Source organism: Streptomyces cinerochromogenes, assembly GCF_014648635.1.
Lineage (GTDB): Bacteria > Actinomycetota > Actinomycetes > Streptomycetales > Streptomycetaceae > Streptomyces > Streptomyces cinerochromogenes.
In genome coordinates this window covers 24,137-42,930 of sequence record NZ_BMRM01000021.1, presented here as the reverse complement: position 1 = coordinate 42,930, position 18,794 = coordinate 24,137, and the positions used below count along the sequence as shown (strand labels likewise).

The window sequence follows — 18,794 nt, the reverse complement described above, 5'->3', positions numbered from 1 at the left end:
AGACACAGAACGGAACGAGACCGCAGCTTGTTCTTCAACCAGCGCGGGCGGGTGGCCGGTGATTCTGGCGCTCCCGGCGAAGTGCCTGGCGCTCCACGCTAAGGCGGGCAACCGGTGCGTCCGGCGACGATGGCTGATGGCAACAGCACTTCGGAACCGACTGGGGGAACCAGTGCGCAAACCGCACACGCTGCCCGTGGCGGCGGCCTTCCTGACCGCAACGCTGGCGCTGACAGCGGCGGCTCCGGCCGAGGCCGCAAGCACACTGCGGCACAAGAACTACCGCTCCGGCTACTGCCTGGGCATGCACTCCAGCCGCAGCACCGTCAATCTGACGGACTGCGGCAGCAAACGCACCGTCTGGCGGCCGTACGCGGCGACCAAGGTCGGCGGCGTGAAGTACGTGAAACTCCGGAACCCCTACAACGGCAAGTGTCTGGGCGTGAGCCACGGCTCCGTCGCCGGCGGTGCGGCGCTCGCGTGGGGCAACTGCACCAGCACGAGTGACCACTCGCAGCTGTGGCGGTCGAAGTACATCCGCTCGGGTGTCTACCTGATCGTCAACGCCAAGTCGAAGAAGTGCGTCGGCACCCGGGGCAGTTCGACGGCGAGGATGACCCCGGTGATCCAGGGGCACTGCACCTCGGCGACGGGCAGTACCCAGCTCTGGAAGAAGCTGAGCGGCTGAGCCGGCCCTCGGCAGCGGTGGTCCGGCGCCACGGGATGCCCTCGTCCCGGGTGCCGGACGCCCGCCTCCCTGACCGGTGTCCATCCCGCGGCCGTACGCGCGGTCCCGGTACCCGCAGGGCGTGATGCTCGGACAGGGCGGTGTGCAGGCGGTCCGCCTTCCGCAGCGCCGCGCTGGGGGAGGGGCGAGGAGCCACCGCGGCCTCCTCGGCGGCCGGCTCCTCACCTACGTGTGCGCGGAACTCCTCGCAGGACGTCCGGTGGCGGTCACCGCGTCGGCTGGGCCGTGCCGGTGCGCGCATCGCCTCCCCGTGCCCTGAGCGGCACACCCGCTTCGGTGAGGACGCTGTGCACGAAGCCGTACGACCTGCCATGGGCCTCGGCTATGGAACGGATCGTTCGCCCCTCGCGGTACTCCTTGGTGAAGGTCTCGGCCAGCTCCTTGCGTGCGCTACCCGTGATCCACTTGCCCTTGCGCATGGTGATCTCCTCTCGCGTCGTCGAGCTGTGATCACCGGTTGCCCGGTTCGGCACGCTCCATGCGATCGACCGGCGCGCACCGCTCACCCGAACGTCGTGGCGACCGCGCAGCCTCGGCCGTCCCCCCGCAGCGAGGCTCGCCCCACTCAGGAGGCGAGCCTCGTCACGCGTTCGGGGGTCAGCTCAGCACTGACGCAGTCCTGGAGCCGGGTCGACAGACGTGTACACATCCACGGCCGGCACGTTGCCCCACTGGCCGTTGTCGAGCTGCGTCCAGTACCAGATGTTGTTCCCGCCGCCGTGGGGGTCACCGGGACCCCAGCACGCGAACCAGCTGAACGACGAGTTCAGCGGCCCCCGCACCGCTGAACCGTACGAGCGGTGCTCGTAGCCCTTGGCGCCCACGCGGTTGCCGCACCACAGCTTGCCGTCAGCGCGGACCCCGCACTCGGCAGCGGCCTGACCGGCGGGCTTCGCCGATGCCGGTCCAGCGGCGGTGAGCAGCCCCGCGGCCAGCGCGGCGGTGGCCAGGGCGACGGAAAGCTTCCTGCGTTCGATCACGAGTCCTCCTCGAAAACACTGCCTGGGACCTACCGAGGGAAAGCCGGCGGAGTGAGCGAGCCTGTCGGCCCACCACCGTTGCGTCCCGCGCCGGGTAGAGCACAGCTGTGCGGCACGGACGCTGCGCCGACCCCGGCCCACGACAACCGCTCGTGTCCCGGGACCACCGACGCAGCCGCCGGCACTTCGAGACTGAGCGGTGCCGCCATCGGCTGTCGAGAATGCTCCTGTTGCCCATTCCATGAGGAACCGGGAAACCTCCAGGGAAACCGCCGGAACAGCTGCGCGATGCGGCGGCCTCCCCCCTTGGCAGGCTGCAGGGCGGCCTTCCGGAGGGCCCGTGATCACGTGCGAAGCAGACGGGCTGTGCGACCGGCGGTGACGGACTGGCGCTGGGACTTGGGGCCGAGTGCACGGGCCTGCCCCGTACGACCCTTGCCGGGTCGTACGGGGCAGGCCCGTCAGCCCTGTGCGGTGCCACCCGAGCGCTTGGCCTCAGGCGGCCTGCAACTCCAGCAGTGACGCCACCAGCCGGTCCACCTCCTCCCTCGTGTTGTACAGCGCCAGCGACGCGCGGGCCGCGGAGTCGAGGCCGTAGTGGGCCAGGGCCGGCTGGGCGCAGTGGTGGCCGGCCCGGACGGCGATGCCGTCGTGGTCCAGCCAGTCGGCGATCCCGGTCGGGGTGTGGCCGGGCAGGGTGAAGGTCAGTACGCCGATCCGCTCGGCCGCCGAGCCCAGCACTTCAAGGCCCGGGACCTTGGCCAAGGCCTCCTGGGCGTAGGCCATCAGCTGCGTCTCGTAGTCCGCAACCGCCTTGCGGTCGAAGGCCGTCAGCCAGTTGAGGGCGGCCAGCAGACCGGCCACGCCGGAGATGTGGCCGGTACCGGCTTCGAACCGGTGCGGGACCGCGGCGAACGTCGTACGGTCGAAGCTCACCGACTCGATCATGTTGCCGCCCGACTGCCACGGCGCCATGGTCTGGAGGATCTCCGGCCTGGCGTACAGGGCGCCGATGCCCGTGGGGGCGTAGATCTTGTGGCCGGAGAACGTGTAGAAGTCGGCATCCAGGTCCTGTACGTCGACGGGAAAGTGCGCCACCGCCTGTGCCCCGTCCACCAGTACCTTCGCCCGGTAGCGGTGCGCCAGCGCCGTCATCTCCCGCACCGGCGGCACGGTACCGAGGACGTTCGAGGCATGGCTGACGACCACGAGCCGGGTGCGCGCGGAGAGCAGATCGGCGTACGCGTCCTGATCGATGCTGCCGTCCGGCCGCAGGGGTACGGGCACGACGCGCGCTCGTGTCTGCCTGGCGACCAGTTGCCAGGGCACGATGTTCGCGTGGTGCTCGAGCACCGGCACCAGGATGTCGTCCCCGGGGCCGAGGTTGGCGCGCCCCCAGCTCTGGGCGACCAGGTTGATCGCCTCGGTCGTCCCGCGGACGAAGACGATGCTCTCGGGCGAGGGCGCGCCCAGGAACTGCGCGACCGCGGCCCGACCCGCCTCGTACATCTCGGTCGCTTCACGCGCCATGGTGTGCGCGCCCCGGTGGATGTTGGAGTTGGCAGAGGCGTAGAACGCCGTCAGCGCCTCGATCACCTGCCGGGGCTTCTGCGTGGTGGCGCCGTTGTCCAGCCAGACCAGCGGGTGACCGTTGACCGTCCGGTGCAGAATCGGCACGTCTCGGCGGGCCGCCTCGGGCGAGAAGCCCTGGGAGGCGCCGGACGGCCGGGGAACCATGGCCAGGCCGGTGAGCCCGGAGGACCCGGGAAGCCCGGCCGGACTCGGAGCGGCAGGCGCCGCCAGGCCGGTGAATCCGGCAACGTCAGGAGTAGTCATGGTACTTGAACACCTCGACGTTCTGGAGCACAGCGAGCGCGTCCTCCACCAGCACCGCCGCGTTGAAGTACGCCGTCATCAGGTACGACGTGATGCCCTTCTGGTCCGTGCCCATGTTCTTCATGGCCAGGCCCGGCTCGACCTCGTCGGGGACGCTCGACGGCCGCAGGCCCACCACGCCCTGTTCCGCCTCGCCCAGCCGCATCAGCAGGATCTCGGTCGTACCCCCGCCCGCACCTCCGGACAGCCGCACCTTGTCCGACGGCAGTAGCGGCACCCCGCGCCAGGTCAGCAGCGGAGTACCGAAGCGGTGCTCGATCACCGGGGGCACCCCCCGGCGCGTACATTCGCGGCCGAACGCCGCGATCGCCTTCGGGTGGGCGAGGAAGTACGAGGGCTGCTTCCACACCCGCGTCAGCAGCTCGTCCAGGTCGTCGGGGCTCGGCGCGCCGGTACGCGTCTGTACGCGCTGCCCGGGGGCGACGTTGTTGAACAGCCCGGACTCAGGGTGGTACAGCATCGAAGCCTCCTGCCGCTCGCGCAGTGCGTGAACGGTGAGGTTGGCCTGGGCCCGCGTCTGGTCGATCGGCCCGTTGTAGAGGTCGGAGACCCGCGTGTGCACGCGCAGTACGGTCTGCGCGAGCGTCATGTGGTACTCGCGGGGCGCGTCCTCGTAGTCGACGAACGTCCCCGGCAGGTCCGGCTCGCCCGAGTGTCCCGCGGCGAGGTCGATGGGGACCTCGGCACCGGCCATGACGTCGGCGCCGACGACGTACGCGTCCACCGCACCGCGTAAGCTCTCCTCCCGCTCGCTGAGCCGGGCGAGTTGCGCGCGCTCCAGGCAGAGGGCTACGCCGGCGGTCAGCGCCTGCACGCGGTACGGCATGACCTCCGTGCGAGTCCACGCGCCGAGGTCGAAGAACTGGCCGTCGCCGATGACGTCGAGGAGCGCGTCCGCGCCGTACTGCCCGACGGCACGCTTCTCCGCGCGCCCGTGCACGATCACCCACAACCGGTCGGCCGGGGCGCCTTCCTGGGCCAGTACCTCGCCGGGCTCGAAGGACACCTGCGTGAACGCGCCGGCCAGTTCCTCCAGCAGCGCCTCCTCCGCGTCGCGCAGGTAGGGCAGTTCGCGGAGGTCGCCCGCGATGACGCGAGGCGTGTCGTCGTCGGTCGTGCTGATGCGGTCGTCCCCCAGGACGTACGTACGGCGCCGGTTGACCCGGTAGACGCCGGACTCGACGTCCACCCAGGGCAGCGCACGCAGCAGATAGCGCGGGGTGATGCCGCGCATCTGCGGGGTCGTCTTGGTGGTGTTGGCGAGTTGCCGTGCGGCATCCGGGCCGAGACTCAACCGCTCACTCATGAAGGACTCCTCGCAGGTAGGGGGTGGGAACGAGGAGCGATCGTCTTCCTGCCGCCGGTCCCGCACAAGAGTGGATTTATCTGCTGATGGCAGGAATCATCCGCTATGTGCAGCTTGCGGGAATCGCATGCACGCCCGAGCGGTCACGGATAGCCACAGGTGGTGGCACGCGGGGTGACAGGAAGACTTCTATCGGAGCCGGCAGGACCGTCGCTCCGAATCGTCCGCGAAAGGCCGAACATCACCTCATATGAATGCTTTGTGAATCTCAAAGGGTCGATTATCGACTCCGCCCCGCTGGCCCGCCCGCCCGTGGTTCCAGAGCCCACCGGGTCCGTTGGGTCAGGAGATGAGAGAACCGGGCTCGCAGGACGGGACGGAGGCGGAGCCGCAGTTCCCGTCACCTTCGACCAGGACCTTTGCGTCGCCGCGTCACCACCGGGCGCGCAGCACGCCGTCGCTGTCGGGCAGAACGGCGCACAGCAGCGGGTGGCGCTCGTCGAGGCCCAGGGGCAGGGCACAGGCCGCCCGCGCGCCGGCCACCAGGGCGGCGAGCTCCTGGTACTCGGTGTCGTCGACGACCGCGTGACTGACCGTCCCGTCCTGCGCCTCCCAGACGAACTCCACAGCTCCCTCCTCGGGCAGTGCGGCGAGGACCGCGCCGACATCGGGGTCCAGGTCGGGCCAGACGGACAGCAGGGCACGCGGGCTGAGCCCGGCGCGCACCGCGTCGAGATTCCCCGCCGTGAGGCGGTGCCAGCGTGGGGCGTTGCGGACGTGGACCTCCTCCAGGAGCACTGTCTGCCTCGCGGCCAGAGCAGTGCGCACGCGCGCCCAGAAGTCCTCGTCGGCGGCCTCCGTCACCTCTGATCCGTTGGCCTCCGCGGCGTAGGGGGAGGCCGTCAGCGGTTCCGGGAAGAGACCGAGTTCCCGTGTGCGGGCCACGGCGTCCGCGCAGATCCGGTCGCTGCCCACGTACACGTACTGGTCCCACCCGACGTGCACGGTGAACACGTCCCCCGCCTCCAGTCGGCACCAGGCGTCCTGGTCGCGGAGCATGACCCGGACCAGCTCCAGAGCGACGGGAAGGGAAACCTCGGCCCCGTCGTGGTAGCCGGTGAGGTCGGGCGGGAAGAGACCGCCGAGGCCGTGTCCCTCGACCGGCGGCTCCACACCGAAATGGATCAACCCGGTGACCGCGGGCTCGCGTATCTGCAACCGGTCGATGCCCGAGGCCTCAGCGAAGGCGGAGATCGCCGCCAGGTACGCCGCTTCGACCGGCCCGTGGTCACTGACCGTGTCCTCCGCACCGGTGTAGTGGCCGTGCTCGTCACGGTCGGCAGGATCGTACTTGGTGATCCGGTGGACGAAGGACGGCGGCACGTTGCTCCTGGGACGGTCGGAAGGGGACCAGCGTAGTTCCCGCACGGCAAGGGGCTGTCTCCCAGTCGATGCAGCCGATGTACGGCGAAGGGGGAGCGGTTCGTACGCTGAATGTACGGTGTTCGTACGGAAGCGGGGCTACTCTGTCGGTCGGGAGGTGTTCCATGTCGCAGGGTGAGTTGTTCGAGGCGGTCGATGCGCTGCTTGCGTCCCGCGCCCCGCTGCCGCGGCCGGCGGAACGCAGGCGTCTGCGGAAGGCTCACGGCCTGACGATCGACGAGGTCGCCACGGCGCTGCAGGTGCGCCGGGCGACGGTCAGCGGCTGGGAAGCCGGGAAGACCGAGCCCCGCCCGCCGGAACGGGATGCGTACGCGCGTCTGCTCGACGGGCTCGCGAAGCTCTACCCCGCCCCGGCCGACGCGGACGCCCAGGACGAGGACGCGGCGGTGCCCGAGACGTCCACCGACCCGGCGGCCCCGGCACCGGAGGCACGGCCTGGCTCCACCGGCCGGCCGATCCAGGCCGCGGCCGAGACCGCTGCCGAGACCACCCGGGGCCGTCCCGTTGCTGTCGAGGAGAGCCGGGACCGACCTGCTCCTGCTCCCGCTGCCGCTGCCGCTGTTCGTGCACCGGCCGCCGCGTCTCGCGCGGGGGACAGCGCCGGGAGCAGGCCGGCGCCGCGTCGTTCAAGCCTGAAGAAGGCGGCCCCGGCCAACCCCGCGGTGGGCGATACCGACCTCCGCTTCGGCAATGGTCCGCTCGCGGTCGTCGGCGTCGACGCCGGGGGCCAGGTGGTGGCGTACTGCACCGGTGGCCTGGTCCTGGACGTGCCCGCCAGGTCCCTCCCGGCCTTGGTGGAGTGGACACTCACCGAGGCGCGGCTCGGGCAGCCGAGGCTGTCCGGACCGGGTAAGGACGCCGATCCGCTGCTCGTGCTCACCGAGGCCGCCCTCAGGCACTACGGCCTTCCCGTCGCCCTGACGGATGAGGAGCGGCTCGCCGGGCGGATCCCGGAGGGCCACAAGGCCGTCAAGCAGCTGACCCGCGCCGACTGGAAGCTGACCAAGCGCGGGTTCGGGCCGTGGGCGCGGATCTACCGCCCCGCCACCGGATCCGGGCGGGCTTGCGTGCAGTTGTGCATCCCGTCCTGGCACGCGCTCGACTCCCGTTACTGGGGCGAGGCCGGGCAGCTTCCGCCCGCGGACCTCGCCCGTGTGCTGGGCGTGTACGCGTCGCGGGTGATGACGCCGCGCGGCTCCGCGGCCGTGACCGGTCTGGAGCTGATGACCGCGCTGCACCCGCCGACCCGCGCCTCCGCACCCGACGCGGACGGTCGGCGGCATTCCGAGCACAACCCCGGCTCGCTGGGCCGGGACCCTGTCGACCCGGCGCCGTGCGAGGCCCCCGACGGGCACCCGCTCCTGGCGGACCTGCCGCGCTTCCATCTCCGCGGCCCCGGCGAGAAGCTGTTCGAGGAGGCGTACGACTGGGCGCGGCCGATGACGGATACCGAGTGCACCCAGCCGTACCTGGTCGGCATCGACGTCAACCTCGCCTTCGCCGCCGGCGCCAACGGCCTGGTCGTCGGCCTCGGTGCGCCGACACACGTCAAGGCCCCGGTGTTCGACCCGAAGCTGCCCGGTTCGTGGCTGGTGGACCTGTCCCACGTCGACCTGTCGCGGGTGAAGGCCGGCAAGGACAAGTGGGTGGAGCTGGACGCCGGTCTGCTGCCCAGCCCGTTCACTCCGAAGGGCGAGCGCCCGGACGGCCCGGCCTGGTACGCCACACCCACCGTCGCCTACGCCGTGGAGCTGGGCTACGAGGTCGCGCCGATCGAGGCGTACGTCCGCTACGACAACGGCCGCTATCTGGACGGCTGGTACCAGCGGTTGCGCGACGCCTACCTCACCACGATGGCCGATCTCGGCGTGCACGCGGACATGGCACCGGTCGACTTCCTGACGGCGATGGACGGCTACAAGGAACGCGACCCGCAGCTGGCGATCGTCGTCTCGGCGATCAAGGCTACGGTCAAGGGTGGCATCGGCAAGCTCCGCGAACGCCCGCGCGGTGAGCGCTGGCGGCCCGGGGAGCCGTGGCGGGCCCTGTCCCGCCCGACCTGGCGGCCGGACATCCGCGCGGCGGTCATCTCCCGCACGCGCATCAACCTCCACCGCAAGATCCTCAAGCACGCGGCGTTCACCGGCCAGTACCCGGTGGCGATCCTGTCCGACTGCGTCGTCTACGCGGCGGGCGGCGCATCGCCGCTGGACTTCCTGCCCTACCCGGACGGCAAGCCGCTGCCCGGCGGCTTCAGGCTCGGCGTCAACCCGGGCTTGGTCAAGCACGAGGGTACCCAGAGCGTGCTGTGGGGCGAGGAGGTCCGCGACCGGTTCGACGCCCCGGAACTCAACCTCGCCCGGTACATCAAGGACGGCACCGTCACCGACGCCGACAACGGAGAGTAGGAGAGGGCGATGAGCCTGTTCGGGGACGGCCTGGACACCGCGGTACAGAAGGCGTTCACCCGCCCGGTGCCCAAGAGCGCGCCCGCGCAGATGCGCTACCTGGTCAAGCAGCTCAAGGGAACCAGGCCGGTCGCCCAGATGCTGCGCATTTCCCAGCGCACCGTCGAACGGTACGTGAAGGGCCAGATCAAGAAGCCGCGTCCGGACCTCGCCGCCCGCCTGGAGCGCGAAGTGAAAGCGCGGTGGCAGCCGCAGATCCGTGCCAAGGCCAAGGAGCGCGCGGCGACGACCGGCGGCATCGTCGTCGACACCCGCGCCCGGCTCGGCTACACGGCGCCGATCGGCACGACCGACGATTCCCGCATCCGGCACCTGACCGTCGCCCTGCCCCCGCAGTACGCCGCCCGCCTCTTCGACGCCCAGGAGGCCGGCGCCGGGGACCAGCAGCTGCGGCAGATCACCGCCGAAGCGCTCAAGGACGTGTACTTCCAGGACAGTGGCAGCCGCGCGGGCCAGCTGGAGGAAGTCCGCTTCACCGACATCGAGCATCTGGAGTTCGACCTGTAGCGGCGCGGGGGCGGGCCGAACGACTTACGCCCCCGCACGAGTGTGACTTGGCGCTTCATCCGTCGGATGAGCGATCGAGCCGGCGGATCTGTCTGGCCGGGCCGGGTGCTTTCGCCGCCGGCCATGCACCCGTCGCCTCTCCGGACAGGGGGGCGCCTGGTTGCTCGTTGAACGGCACCGGCCCGGCCCGATCGGGTGATGCCGGGCCGGCAGCTGTGGCGCCTCGCCGACAGCGCAGGCGGACGACGCCACGATGATGACCGTGACCCCCGCGAACCGCAGTCGCCACGCGGCTCCCTCGCGAGTACGGACGCTTCCGTGACGCCTCGCCCGACGTCCTGCACTTCAGCCGAACGCGGTCTCACCCGGCCCCGCCGGCGTGACCGTCCCGAGGCCAAGCGGCGGCACTGCGCCGCGCCCGGGCGGCCAGGCTGAGTGGCGCGTCGGCGGCCGCTGACGGCGCGACGCGGAATCGCGCCTGCCCAACGCCCCCATCACCCCGTACCACGCCGTACCGGTACACGAAGCGGAGCAGTTGATGAGAGTGAAGTCCGCGATCGCGGCTACGGCCGCCCTGGCGCTGCTGTCCGTGGCAGCCCCCGCCGCGGCGGCGACCCCGTACCGGCCGGCCACACCGGTGGCCAGGACGTCCGCCGCAGGCCCGTCCGCTGCCGGTGCGTCGACCGCGGCGTCGGACCACGAGGCCACCCGGCAAGCGGTGCGCGACCTCCTGCGGACCGGAACGCCTGGGGCGCTCGCCTACGTCCGGGACGCAGACGGCCCTTGGTTCACGTCCAGTGGTACGGCCGAGCGCGGCACCCTGCGTGCCCCCGCCGTCGGCGACCGTTTCCGCGTCGGCAGCATCACCAAGATCTTCACCGCCACCGCCGTCGTGCAGCTGGCCGCCCAGGGGCGACTCCGCCTCGACGACACGGTCGAGAAGTGGCTGCCCGGGCTGGTGACGGGCAACGGCAACGACGGCCGCCGGATCACCGTCCGCCAGCTGCTGAACCACACCAGTGGTCTGTTCGACTACACCGAGGACGCCGACCTGGCCCGCACCCACCTCCACGGCGAAGGCTTCCTCCGCAACCGGTTCGACCGCTTCACCCCGCAGCAGGTCATCAAGATCGCCCTGGCCCACCCGCCCTACCACTCCCCGGGTCAGGGATGGCACTACTCCAACACCAACTACGCCCTGGCCGGTCTGATCATCGAGAAGGCGTCGGGGCGTTCGTACGCGGACCAGATCCGGCGCACCATCATCAACCCGCTCCGCCTCACCTCCACCACCGTCCCCGGCACCGCCACCGGCCTGCCCGCACCCAACCTGCACGGATACTCCAAGCTCGGCGAGACCGCTCCCTCCGCGCGGATTTACGACGTCACCGAGATGAGCCCCACCATCCCCGGCGCCGGCGGTCAGATCATCTCCACCGCGCCCGACCTGGCCCGCTTCATCGCACACCTGATGAACGGCACCCTGGTACCCCAGTCCTACCTGAAGCAGATGCGCACCACCGTGCCCCTCATTCCCCACCTCTCGTACGGCCTGGGACTGTTCGAGCGGAAACTGCCGTGCGGCCGGACGATCTGGGGACACGGCGGGCAGACCCAGGGCTACCTGTCCTACACCGCCGCCACGGCGGACGGCTCGCACGCCGCGACCGTGGCCCTGAACTCGGACTGGGCCGACCCCTCCCAGCTCGACGGCGTCCTCGACAAGGAGTTCTGCCCCGGCGGCTGACCTCACCCCGCTGAGCAGGATCCCGGCATGGTTCTTGTCCTGGTCGTCGTGGACGGAGCAGTAGGAGGTCCTGGCCAGGTCCATCAGCTCATCCGGGCGCCGGCCCGGTCCGGGCACCCGGAGACGCTCTACCGGCGAATGGCCGAGATCAGTCCGCCGGGCCGCTCCTCGCGCTGCGGCGGGGTGTTGATCGGGCGGCCGTAGGCGGCAGCGCGCTCGCGCAGGGTGTGGCTGTCGGCCTCCCAGCCGTGCCCGGCCAGCCAGCCCACCGGGTCGTCGGGCATCTCCGAGACCCACATGGACGCCGCCGATCCGGGCGCGGCGTCCGCACCGAATCGCTCGATCACGCCGCGTGAGCCCAATGTCAGCCCCAACTGACTGCCTGCCGCCGACTGCGTGCTGATCCGGGCCAACAGCAGCTCCACCGCGTCCTCGGGTAGATAGATCAGCAGTCCTTCGGCGATCCACGCGGTCGGCTCGGCCGGGTCGTGCCCCGCGGCGGCCAGCGCGCCCGGCCAGTCCTCACGCAGATCCACCGGGACTGTGATCCGCTCGCAGCGTGGGACGGCCCGCTCCTGTCGCAGCACCGCTGCCTTGAAGTCCAGTGGCTCGGCGGTGTCGACCTCGAACAGCCGGGTGCCCTCGGGCCAGTCCATCCGGAAGGCCCGGCTGTCCATGCCGGCGCCGAGAAGGACGACCTGCCGGACTCCGGACGCGGAGGCCTGCCGCAACAGGTCGTCGAGGAACTTCGTTCTGATGACGATGGAGAACGACACGGCCAGCCGGCGGCGTCGCGCGGCCTCGTCATCGGGCAGCGGCGGCGAGGAGGGCCACAGGCCGCCGGCGGCGGCGAAGGCCTGTGCCAGCGGGTCGCGGAACAGCGCGTTCTCCCGCTCGGTCTCCAGCGCTCGCACCCTGGCCACCCCCACCGCCGTGGCCCACACCCCCGACGGCTGCACCCACTCCTGCTCATCAGTCACCGCGCCAGCCTAGATGATGGCTTCCATGGGGTCTGATGACCCGTCGGACAATTCGGGTCTCGCAACGAGACGTCAGTTTCGACCCGGCGCGCGCCTCTGGGGGGAGTGTTGAAGGCGAAGCCAAGCCGCCTGCGTGACCGGTGCGAGGGCCAGCGGGGCGACGACCATTGATCAGCGCGACTGGGCTCCGTACGATCTCCCGATGGGGCACGACGATCTTCCGACTCTTGAACTTGCCTTCCCCGGTCCGGAACGTGACCGTGGCGTCGCGGCGATCTTGAGCGGTCAGAAGACCGCACTCACGGGTCTCCTGGAGATCTACGAGCACGCCGGAGAGGCGGTGCCGCAGACCGGCCAGCGGTTCTCGGTGCTCGATTCCGAGGGCCGTCCGGCCGTCACGATCGAGCTCGTCGATGTGCGGGTCGTTCCGATGAAGGAGATCGACGACGACTTCGCGCGAGCCGAAGGGCGCGGCTACTCCGATGTGGCACGGTGGCGGGTGGCCCACGAAGAGTTCTTCCGGAGCGACGGCGTGAGCGACTTCCTGGGTCGTACCCCCGTCATTGACGATGACACGCTCGTCGTTGCTCAACGCTTTCGGGTGGTCGCGCCCGATGCCCCGCCTGACCGGTGATCCCGACCGACTCGAGGAGAGCTCGTCCCCGGCGGACCATCCCGACTTGATCAACTCGATGCCGGGCCGTCCTCGGCGGCGGGGCCGTTCGCGCCCACTTCAGGGGCATTCCACAGCTCTCGCAGTTCTTCCCATTGCGGTGCCGGGCCGTGCAGGGCCTTGGGCTGACCGGGGCCTGGGGCGCGCAGCCCGGCGAGGACCAGGTCGAGGTAGCGCAGGTGCAGCGCCGTGGCGCGCTCGCCGGCCACGGGAATCCGTGGGGTGAGGTGTTCGAGCAGCAGGGGGATGTCGGCGGACGTGAAGTCGGCGCGCAGCACGCCCGCCCGGTGGGCGCGGTCCAGCAGGTCGTCCAGGGCGGAGCGCAGCCGTTCCGCGGCGGCCCGCACCTCGTCGGTGGCCGGCAGCCTGCCACCGACCAGGGGCAGGAGCGGACCGTCCGTCCCCTGGACGGTCAACGCGTCGCGGAAGAAGCGAACGAGCGCGGCCCAGGGGTCGGGTTCCTCGGCCAGCGCGGTTCGTGCCTGCGTGACGAGTTGTTCCATCCCCGCGATCCGCATGCGCTGGGCCAGCAGCTCCTTGCTGGGGTAGCGGCGGTAGAGACTGCCCATTCCGATGCCGGCACGGCGGGCGATCTCGGAGACGGGAGCGTCCCAGCCGCGCTCGGCGAAAACCTCGCGCGCGGCCTTGAAGAGGCGGGTGTCGTTGCGGTGTCCAGCTGGTGGACATGGACCAGGCGCGGCTGCTCAGGGATGACGGGCGGTTCGCCGGAGGCCTTCAGCAGGCCGCTGATGCGGTGGGCGGCATGCGTCACGCGGGCGCGTTCGCGCCGGCTGACGCCCGGGGAGTGGCCGGCGGGCCACAACAGCAGCAGGGCGCCCCGGCAGGTGCCGGGTCCGGAGACGGGCGCGGCCGCCAGACAGAAGTGGTAGGGCTGAGTGGCGGCGGCACGCGGATAGCAACGGGCCAGCTCTTCCAGGCTGCCGATCCACACCAGGCGGTCCTCGCGCACGGCGTCTGCCACCGAGGCCGGGGAGGCCAGCGCGATGCGCGTCCAGGGATCGGCGTACTCGGCGGGCAGGCCGCCGGTCACCACCAGGCACAGCACCTTCCGCTGGGCATCCAGCAGGTAGAGGCCGCCGGCGGTGGCCCCGGTGCGGCGCACGGCCGCGACCAGTGCCTCATCCAGGGCCTGTTCCGTCGGCCTTGCGGCGGGTGGTTCACCGTGGCGGGGCATCGTCCGGTCCCGGTCGGCCGTCGAAGGGGCCCCTGCGGGTGAAGCGGGCGCGGGCGGCCTCGCCGCTCATGCCCAGCGCCCTGCCGACCTGCGGCCAGCCGGCTCCGGCCTGCCGGTCCGCCGGCACGGCCAGGCGCACCAGAAGGTCGGTCAGGCGGGGAATGCGGGCGACGGCCGTGCAATGCGCGGCCCCCTCCGGCGCCCTGCCTCTGCCGGCGGCCATGCCGGCCAGTTCCCGCTGGACCTGCGTCAGGAGCAGAGAGCCGACGGTGACCAGGGTGCGCCGGGCGGTCTCGGCCTTGCTCCAGCGCCGCCTGGCCCGCCAGGCCGCCTGCCGGTGCCCGGCGTGGCAGTACCGGCGGCCCGCACCGGCGGAGTCCGGAAGGGCCGCCCCGCACCAGCTACAGCGTGCGTCGTCACCCATACCAGGACACTACGCCCGCGCAACGGCGACGGCGCGCCCGCAACGGGACGTACAGGCGCAGGCTGACCAGGCGGTTCCTGCGGGCCAGTGTGCCCGAGAGGGCGGATATGTACACCCATGCAGGATTCGGACGAACGCCCAGCCAGGGGGGTCATTTCCTGCGGTCGCCGAATCCCGCACCGGATATTCCTTCGGCAATGCTTACGCGTTCCACGACCGCCGCCTCCTCACACACCACATCCAAGGCGCGGCCCACTCTTCCTGGGCACGCCGACGACCGTCGCCACCCTGCACAACCTCGTCATGGCGGCTTGAACCAGCGGGCCAGCCGTCACCCAAGCCGTCGGCCCAACCCGCCCAACCCGCCCAAGCCGTCTGCGACACCCTTTGGGCCGTGTCTCCCAACTGGCGTGGTGACTAAAGGGTTTGACGGTGCTCGTAAACTGATGACGTGGCATTCATGAGCACCCCGCACTGCTGCTTCCTGTGACCGGAAGGCGTTGAGGGCGATGCCGGACGGCGTCGCCCTTCGTGGTGTGCCTGCTGCGTAAAACTACGTTCCCGACGCTGCCCGGCCCTTTCCCGGCAACGACGGTCCGAGCGCGCGTGCAGGCACGGTCTCCTCCCTTCCCCCTTTCCTGGAGTGCCTCGTGTCCGTGTCGCTTCCCCCAGCCCTCGAACAGTCCCTCGACCTGCTGTGCTGCCCAACGTGCCGCTCACGCGACCTGCAGCCCGACCGCGGCGCGCTGCGCTGCCCGGTGGGCCACACCTTCGACATCGCCCGCCACGGCTACGCCGGCCTGCTGACGGGCACTCGCGCCACCAGCGGCGACGACGCAGCCATGGTCCAGGCCCGGGACCGGTTCCTGTCCACCGGCACCTACGCGCCCCTCCGCAAAGCCGGGGCCCGTCTGGCGTCCGACGCCGTATCCGGGCGGCCCACGGTTGTGGACGTGGGGTGCGGCACGGGCTACTACCTGGCCGGCGTACTCGACCAGATACCCGGCGCCCGGGGCCTGGGCCTGGACACATCGGTGCGCGCGCTGCGCTCGGCAGCCCGCGCTCACGAGCGAGCCGCCGCAGTGGCCTGGGACGTCTTCCGTCCCTTTCCGCTGGCAGACCGGGTGGCCGACGTCGTGCTGAACGTGTTCGCCCCGCGCAACCCAGCCGAGTTCCATCGCGTCCTGCGCCCCACTGGCCGGCTGATCGTGATACGTCCCACCAGGCGACACCTGGCCGAGCTGCGCGGTCGGTTGCCCGCGGTCATCGCGATCGATCCGGTCAAGGAAGAGCGCCTGCACCGGGCACTGCACCCCTTCTTCGAGGCTGCCGTCACCGAAGAAGTGGAGTACACCGCGCCCCTGAGCAGGCCGGATGCCCTGGACCTGGTAGCGATGACGCCGAGTGCACGCCACGTCAGCCGTGCGGACCTGAGCAATGACGGCTTCCTGCCCGACCAGGTCACCGTCTCCGTGCTGGCCACCGCCTACCAGCCTCGGTGACCACGAGCGGGCACCTACGCCCGCCGACCGATGAGCAGCGGCACGCCTGACGCCCGGCCTTCCCTCCAGCACAGGGAAGGCAGGGCGTCGCCAGGAGAAGCTGCCGGTGGCGTGACGTGGAGGAGGCGAAGGGCGTCGCATACCTCGGCCGCCGATGGGGGACGGCCGTCGGGGCCCTTGGCGAGGAGGGCCATGACCAAGGCGTCCAGAGCGGCCGGCACACCGTCGCGCGCCAGGCCCGGCGGCTGCGGGGCCGTGTTCAGACGGGCGGCCATCAACGTGACGGGCTCGCCGGACGGTATCCACCGGACGCGGAGGACACAATGCAGGGCACTCCCGCGCCATGCGGCGGAAGCCGTCATCGAGGAGACCGACCGCCGGGGGCCCCGCTCGGCCGGCCTGACGGCTCGGTTTGGCGGCCCGGATGACGGCTCGGTCTGGCGGCTCGGTCTGGCGGCCCGGCCTGACGGCCCGGATGACGGCCAGGTCTGACGGCTCGGCCGGCGGCGGAGCCGCAAGCGATCACCCGGTAGGCTGCGGCGGTGCGCACGGTCGAGCTCCTGGTGGATGAGGCGGCAGAGCTAGCGGTCCGGGAGGCCTGGCGGCGGCTCGCGGACGCGGGGCTGCCTAGTCAGGCGCGCCACCGTTCACCGACCAACAGCCCGCACCTCACCCTGGCGGCCTGCCCGGAGCTGACCGCCCCCATCCGCTGGGAGCTCGCCGAGGTGGCCGCCGCCCTGCCGCTGCCGGTGCGGTTCACCGGCGTGGTCCGCTTCGAGCGGCCCACCTCGGTGCTGGCCTGGGAGCTGGACCTCGACTCCGCGCTGGCCGACTTGCACCGCCGGGTGTGGGAGGCGGTGGCCTCGGACAGCCCGCCCGCGACCCTCAACCCCTTCCATGAACCGGGGCGCTGGCGCCCGCACATCACCCTGGGCCGGACCCGGCGGGCCGGTGCCTTCGCCGACCGGCGGATTGCCGAGCTGCTACCGGCGCCGCCGCTGTCGCTCCGGCTGACCACCCTGCGCAGCTACGACACCGAGACCGGCGCCCTGGAGGTGCTGAAGCCCCGCCCCTGAGCGCCCCGGACGGGTGATCTCGGCTCGCCGTGCGGTCAGAAGTCCGCGGGCTTCGTCACGGCGCTCCGCATCGACCAGCGCAAAAGCATCCTTGAGCCCCCCCCTGCCACCAGGTTCCGTCGTCAAAGGATCCGGCCGTACAGGTGAGGGCGGTCGGGCTCGGCGGTCTTGTCGTAGCGGGTGGCGACATCAGCCGGCCGATGTCGCCGGCCGCACCGCGACCGCGACCTTGCGGGTCTCGAGCAGTATCAGCAAGCCGTTGACCACCATCAGCGTCGCGGTCAGGCAGTGGACGCCGAGAGCGGTGGCCACGGAGCCGTGGTGGGCCAGCACGGTGGCCATGTCGCCGTACGCAGCGAGGGCCTCCACCAGCAGCACCCAGCCCAGCGCCCGGCGGTGGCCCGTCACCAGCAGGACGCCCAGGACCAGGGCCAGGACGACGTCGCGGATTCCCTTGACGATCAGGAAGCCGTCGCCGTCGCCCGACGGCCAGCTCGGCAGGCCGAATCCAGGCGCCGTCGTCTGCGGGCTCAGGATGAATTCCGTCCCGAACCAGAGGATGAAGAGGATGAAGGCGGTGGCCAGGATGGTGTTGCTCTTCTTCAGCCACATGGTTCTTCTCCTTTGAGTCTTCGTCAGCTTGGTGAGCTTCGTAGAGCCCGGTCAGTCGTGAGAGCCGCCGGCATACAGGGGCGAACCAGTGCATGCCGGGGCAGCGGCGGTCTCAGGTGAGGGCGGCGACCAGCAGGGTGAAGGCGGCGATGATGACGGCGACGCGGACGTAGTGGTAGCGGCCCCAGCGGTTCAGTTGCTGCTTCCAGTCGGCGGGCCGGTTCTCGGGGGTCCAGGTCCTGTTCCGGTTGTTGATCGGAACGAGCAGCAGCATCGACATGACCACGCTGACGATCAGCAGGCCGGCGGCGGTGACGACGAGTCCGGCGCCGGGGCGGTGCCATCCGGCGACAGCCCAGATCGCGCTGAGGACGAGCGAGCCTACGTACCAGAACGGCATCAGGGCGCCGAGCATCCGGCCGCCGTGGGCGTGGCCGAGTTGCCCGCTGTCCTCGGGGAGCGCGTCCAGGATCCGGTTCATGATGAAGGCGACGGAGAACTCCACCCCCACCATCAGGCCGACGACGACGGTGGTGACGACTTCGAGCGTGTCGAACATGACGATCCCTCCATTGAGCTAGCAGCGCTAGCGGATGAGGCAACGCTAGTACTGCTGCCGCTCGATTGTCTAGCAGTGCTAGGATCGATTCATGTCGGTAAAGGAACGCAAGGAGCGCGAACGCGCGGCCCGCGAACGCCTCATCGTGGCGGCGGCCCGTGAACTCGCCGAGCAGCAGGGCTGGGACGCGGTCACCACCCGCCGGCTCGCCGAGCAGATCGAGTACAGCCAGCCCGTCCTCTACAGCCACTTCCGCGGCAAGCGCGAGATCATCGGCGCCGTCGCCCTGGAGGGTGCCGCCGAGCTGGCCGCGGCGGTGCGTGCCGCGACCGCCGGCGTGGACGGCCCGCGCGACCGGGTCGCCGCCCTGGCCCGCGCCTACCTCGACTTCGCCGAGCGCAACCCGGCGGTGTACGACGCCATCTTCCAGCTCGACGGCGGCCTGGCGTACGCGCAGGAGGACACCCCGGAGCCACTGAAGGACGCCTTCGCCGCGCTGATGGAGTCCCTGGCCGAGGTCGCCGGGAACGGCATCGACCCGGGGCTGTTCACCGAGGTGTTCTGGGCATCCCTGCACGGGCTCGCCACCCTGACCCGCGCGAGCCGCCTGCTGCCCGAGTACGCCGAGCCGAGGGTGGAGTTGCTGGTGGACCGGCTCGCCATGGTCTGACACCATCG

Annotated in this window: 19 protein-coding genes and 1 pseudogene; 9 read left to right on the top strand and 11 right to left on the bottom strand. The window is 71.1% G+C overall.

The window, feature by feature from the left end; all coding sequences use genetic code 11:
• Positions 1-172 precede the first annotated feature (172 nt).
• The gene (locus IEZ20_RS32480) at positions 173-688 is read left to right on the top strand and encodes an RICIN domain-containing protein (RefSeq protein ID WP_189305324.1); all 516 of its coding nucleotides are present in this window, start codon (positions 173-175) and stop codon (positions 686-688) included.
• A gap of 266 nt (positions 689-954) precedes the next feature.
• On the opposite strand, the gene IEZ20_RS32475 is transcribed toward IEZ20_RS32480, so the two are convergent.
• The 5 genes from IEZ20_RS32475 to IEZ20_RS32455 form a co-directional block, all read right to left on the bottom strand.
• The gene (locus IEZ20_RS32475) at positions 955-1,167 is read right to left on the bottom strand and encodes a helix-turn-helix domain-containing protein (protein WP_189305322.1); all 213 of its coding nucleotides are present in this window, start codon (positions 1,165-1,167) and stop codon (positions 955-957) included.
• Positions 1,168-1,350: 183 nt separating this feature from the next.
• Entirely contained in the window at positions 1,351-1,728 is a 378-nt protein-coding gene (locus IEZ20_RS32470) for a hypothetical protein (protein WP_189305320.1), read from the bottom strand.
• A gap of 495 nt (positions 1,729-2,223) precedes the next feature.
• Positions 2,224-3,564: a cysteine desulfurase gene (locus tag IEZ20_RS32465; RefSeq protein WP_189305318.1), complete on the bottom strand. Its 1,341-nt coding sequence runs from the start codon at positions 3,562-3,564 to the stop codon at positions 2,224-2,226.
• Positions 3,551-4,930 (bottom strand): family 2B encapsulin nanocompartment shell protein, encoded by a 1,380-nt coding sequence (locus IEZ20_RS32460; protein ID WP_189305316.1) that lies wholly within the window; start codon positions 4,928-4,930, stop codon positions 3,551-3,553. The genes IEZ20_RS32465 and IEZ20_RS32460 overlap by 14 nt, the downstream gene beginning before the upstream one ends.
• 432 nt (positions 4,931-5,362) lie before the next feature.
• On the bottom strand, positions 5,363-6,313 hold the full coding sequence (locus IEZ20_RS32455) for an RNA-binding protein (RefSeq protein WP_189305314.1): 951 nt from the start codon (positions 6,311-6,313) through the stop codon (positions 5,363-5,365).
• A gap of 164 nt (positions 6,314-6,477) precedes the next feature.
• Between IEZ20_RS32455 and tap the strand changes: the two genes are divergently transcribed.
• The 3 genes from tap (at position 6,478) to IEZ20_RS32440 (ending at position 11,095) form a co-directional block, all read left to right on the top strand.
• The gene (gene tap, locus IEZ20_RS32450) at positions 6,478-8,781 is read left to right on the top strand and encodes a telomere-associated protein Tap (RefSeq protein ID WP_189305312.1); all 2,304 of its coding nucleotides are present in this window, start codon (positions 6,478-6,480) and stop codon (positions 8,779-8,781) included.
• 9 nt (positions 8,782-8,790) lie between these two features.
• Positions 8,791-9,348, top strand: coding sequence for a telomere-protecting terminal protein Tpg (gene tpg, locus IEZ20_RS32445; RefSeq protein WP_189305310.1), 558 nt, complete (start codon positions 8,791-8,793; stop codon positions 9,346-9,348).
• Positions 9,349-9,886: 538 nt separating this feature from the next.
• Positions 9,887-11,095 (top strand): serine hydrolase domain-containing protein, encoded by a 1,209-nt coding sequence (locus IEZ20_RS32440; protein WP_229896380.1) that lies wholly within the window; start codon positions 9,887-9,889, stop codon positions 11,093-11,095.
• A gap of 128 nt (positions 11,096-11,223) precedes the next feature.
• Here the strand turns inward: IEZ20_RS32440 and IEZ20_RS32435 are convergent, their stop codons facing one another.
• Positions 11,224-12,075, bottom strand: coding sequence for a class I SAM-dependent methyltransferase (locus IEZ20_RS32435; protein ID WP_308434711.1), 852 nt, complete (start codon positions 12,073-12,075; stop codon positions 11,224-11,226).
• 202 nt (positions 12,076-12,277) lie between these two features.
• Between IEZ20_RS32435 and IEZ20_RS32430 the strand changes: the two genes are divergently transcribed.
• Positions 12,278-12,709 carry an ASCH domain-containing protein gene (locus tag IEZ20_RS32430; RefSeq protein ID WP_189305308.1) on the top strand — a complete coding sequence of 144 codons (432 nt, stop codon included), beginning with the start codon at positions 12,278-12,280 and terminating at the stop codon, positions 12,707-12,709.
• 50 nt (positions 12,710-12,759) lie between these two features.
• On the opposite strand, the gene IEZ20_RS32425 is transcribed toward IEZ20_RS32430, so the two are convergent.
• The 3 genes and pseudogenes from IEZ20_RS32425 to IEZ20_RS32420 all read right to left on the bottom strand — a co-directional run bounded on the left by IEZ20_RS32425 (position 12,760) and on the right by IEZ20_RS32420 (position 14,367).
• Positions 12,760-13,251, bottom strand: a complete 492-nt coding sequence (locus tag IEZ20_RS32425; RefSeq protein ID WP_373304016.1) for an SbtR family transcriptional regulator — start codon at positions 13,249-13,251, stop codon at positions 12,760-12,762.
• Between the two features lie 27 nt (positions 13,252-13,278).
• A pseudogene (locus tag IEZ20_RS40825) lies at positions 13,279-13,386 on the bottom strand (helix-turn-helix domain-containing protein); the annotation flags it as partial.
• 540 nt (positions 13,387-13,926) lie between these two features.
• Positions 13,927-14,367, bottom strand: coding sequence for a hypothetical protein (locus tag IEZ20_RS32420; protein ID WP_189305306.1), 441 nt, complete (start codon positions 14,365-14,367; stop codon positions 13,927-13,929).
• 650 nt (positions 14,368-15,017) lie between these two features.
• On the opposite strand from IEZ20_RS32420, the gene IEZ20_RS32415 reads away from it, so the two are divergent.
• The 3 genes from IEZ20_RS32415 to IEZ20_RS32405 all read left to right on the top strand — a co-directional run bounded on the left by IEZ20_RS32415 (position 15,018) and on the right by IEZ20_RS32405 (position 16,945).
• On the top strand, positions 15,018-15,869 hold the full coding sequence (locus IEZ20_RS32415; RefSeq protein ID WP_189305304.1) for a methyltransferase domain-containing protein: 852 nt from the start codon (positions 15,018-15,020) through the stop codon (positions 15,867-15,869).
• A 192-nt stretch (positions 15,870-16,061) separates the two neighbouring features.
• The gene (locus IEZ20_RS32410) at positions 16,062-16,361 is read left to right on the top strand and encodes a hypothetical protein (RefSeq protein WP_189305302.1); all 300 of its coding nucleotides are present in this window, start codon (positions 16,062-16,064) and stop codon (positions 16,359-16,361) included.
• Between the two features lie 50 nt (positions 16,362-16,411).
• On the top strand, positions 16,412-16,945 hold the full coding sequence (locus tag IEZ20_RS32405; RefSeq protein WP_189305300.1) for a 2'-5' RNA ligase family protein: 534 nt from the start codon (positions 16,412-16,414) through the stop codon (positions 16,943-16,945).
• A 189-nt stretch (positions 16,946-17,134) separates the two neighbouring features.
• On the opposite strand, the gene IEZ20_RS32400 is transcribed toward IEZ20_RS32405, so the two are convergent.
• Both IEZ20_RS32400 and IEZ20_RS32395 read right to left on the bottom strand, forming a co-directional pair.
• Positions 17,135-17,557 carry a DUF4267 domain-containing protein gene (locus IEZ20_RS32400; RefSeq protein ID WP_189305298.1) on the bottom strand — a complete coding sequence of 141 codons (423 nt, stop codon included), beginning with the start codon at positions 17,555-17,557 and terminating at the stop codon, positions 17,135-17,137.
• Positions 17,558-17,669: 112 nt separating this feature from the next.
• Positions 17,670-18,116 carry an anthrone oxygenase family protein gene (locus IEZ20_RS32395; RefSeq protein WP_189305296.1) on the bottom strand — a complete coding sequence of 149 codons (447 nt, stop codon included), beginning with the start codon at positions 18,114-18,116 and terminating at the stop codon, positions 17,670-17,672.
• Between the two features lie 91 nt (positions 18,117-18,207).
• On the opposite strand from IEZ20_RS32395, the gene IEZ20_RS32390 reads away from it, so the two are divergent.
• Positions 18,208-18,786, top strand: coding sequence for a TetR/AcrR family transcriptional regulator (locus tag IEZ20_RS32390; protein ID WP_189305294.1), 579 nt, complete (start codon positions 18,208-18,210; stop codon positions 18,784-18,786).
• Positions 18,787-18,794 lie beyond the last annotated feature (8 nt).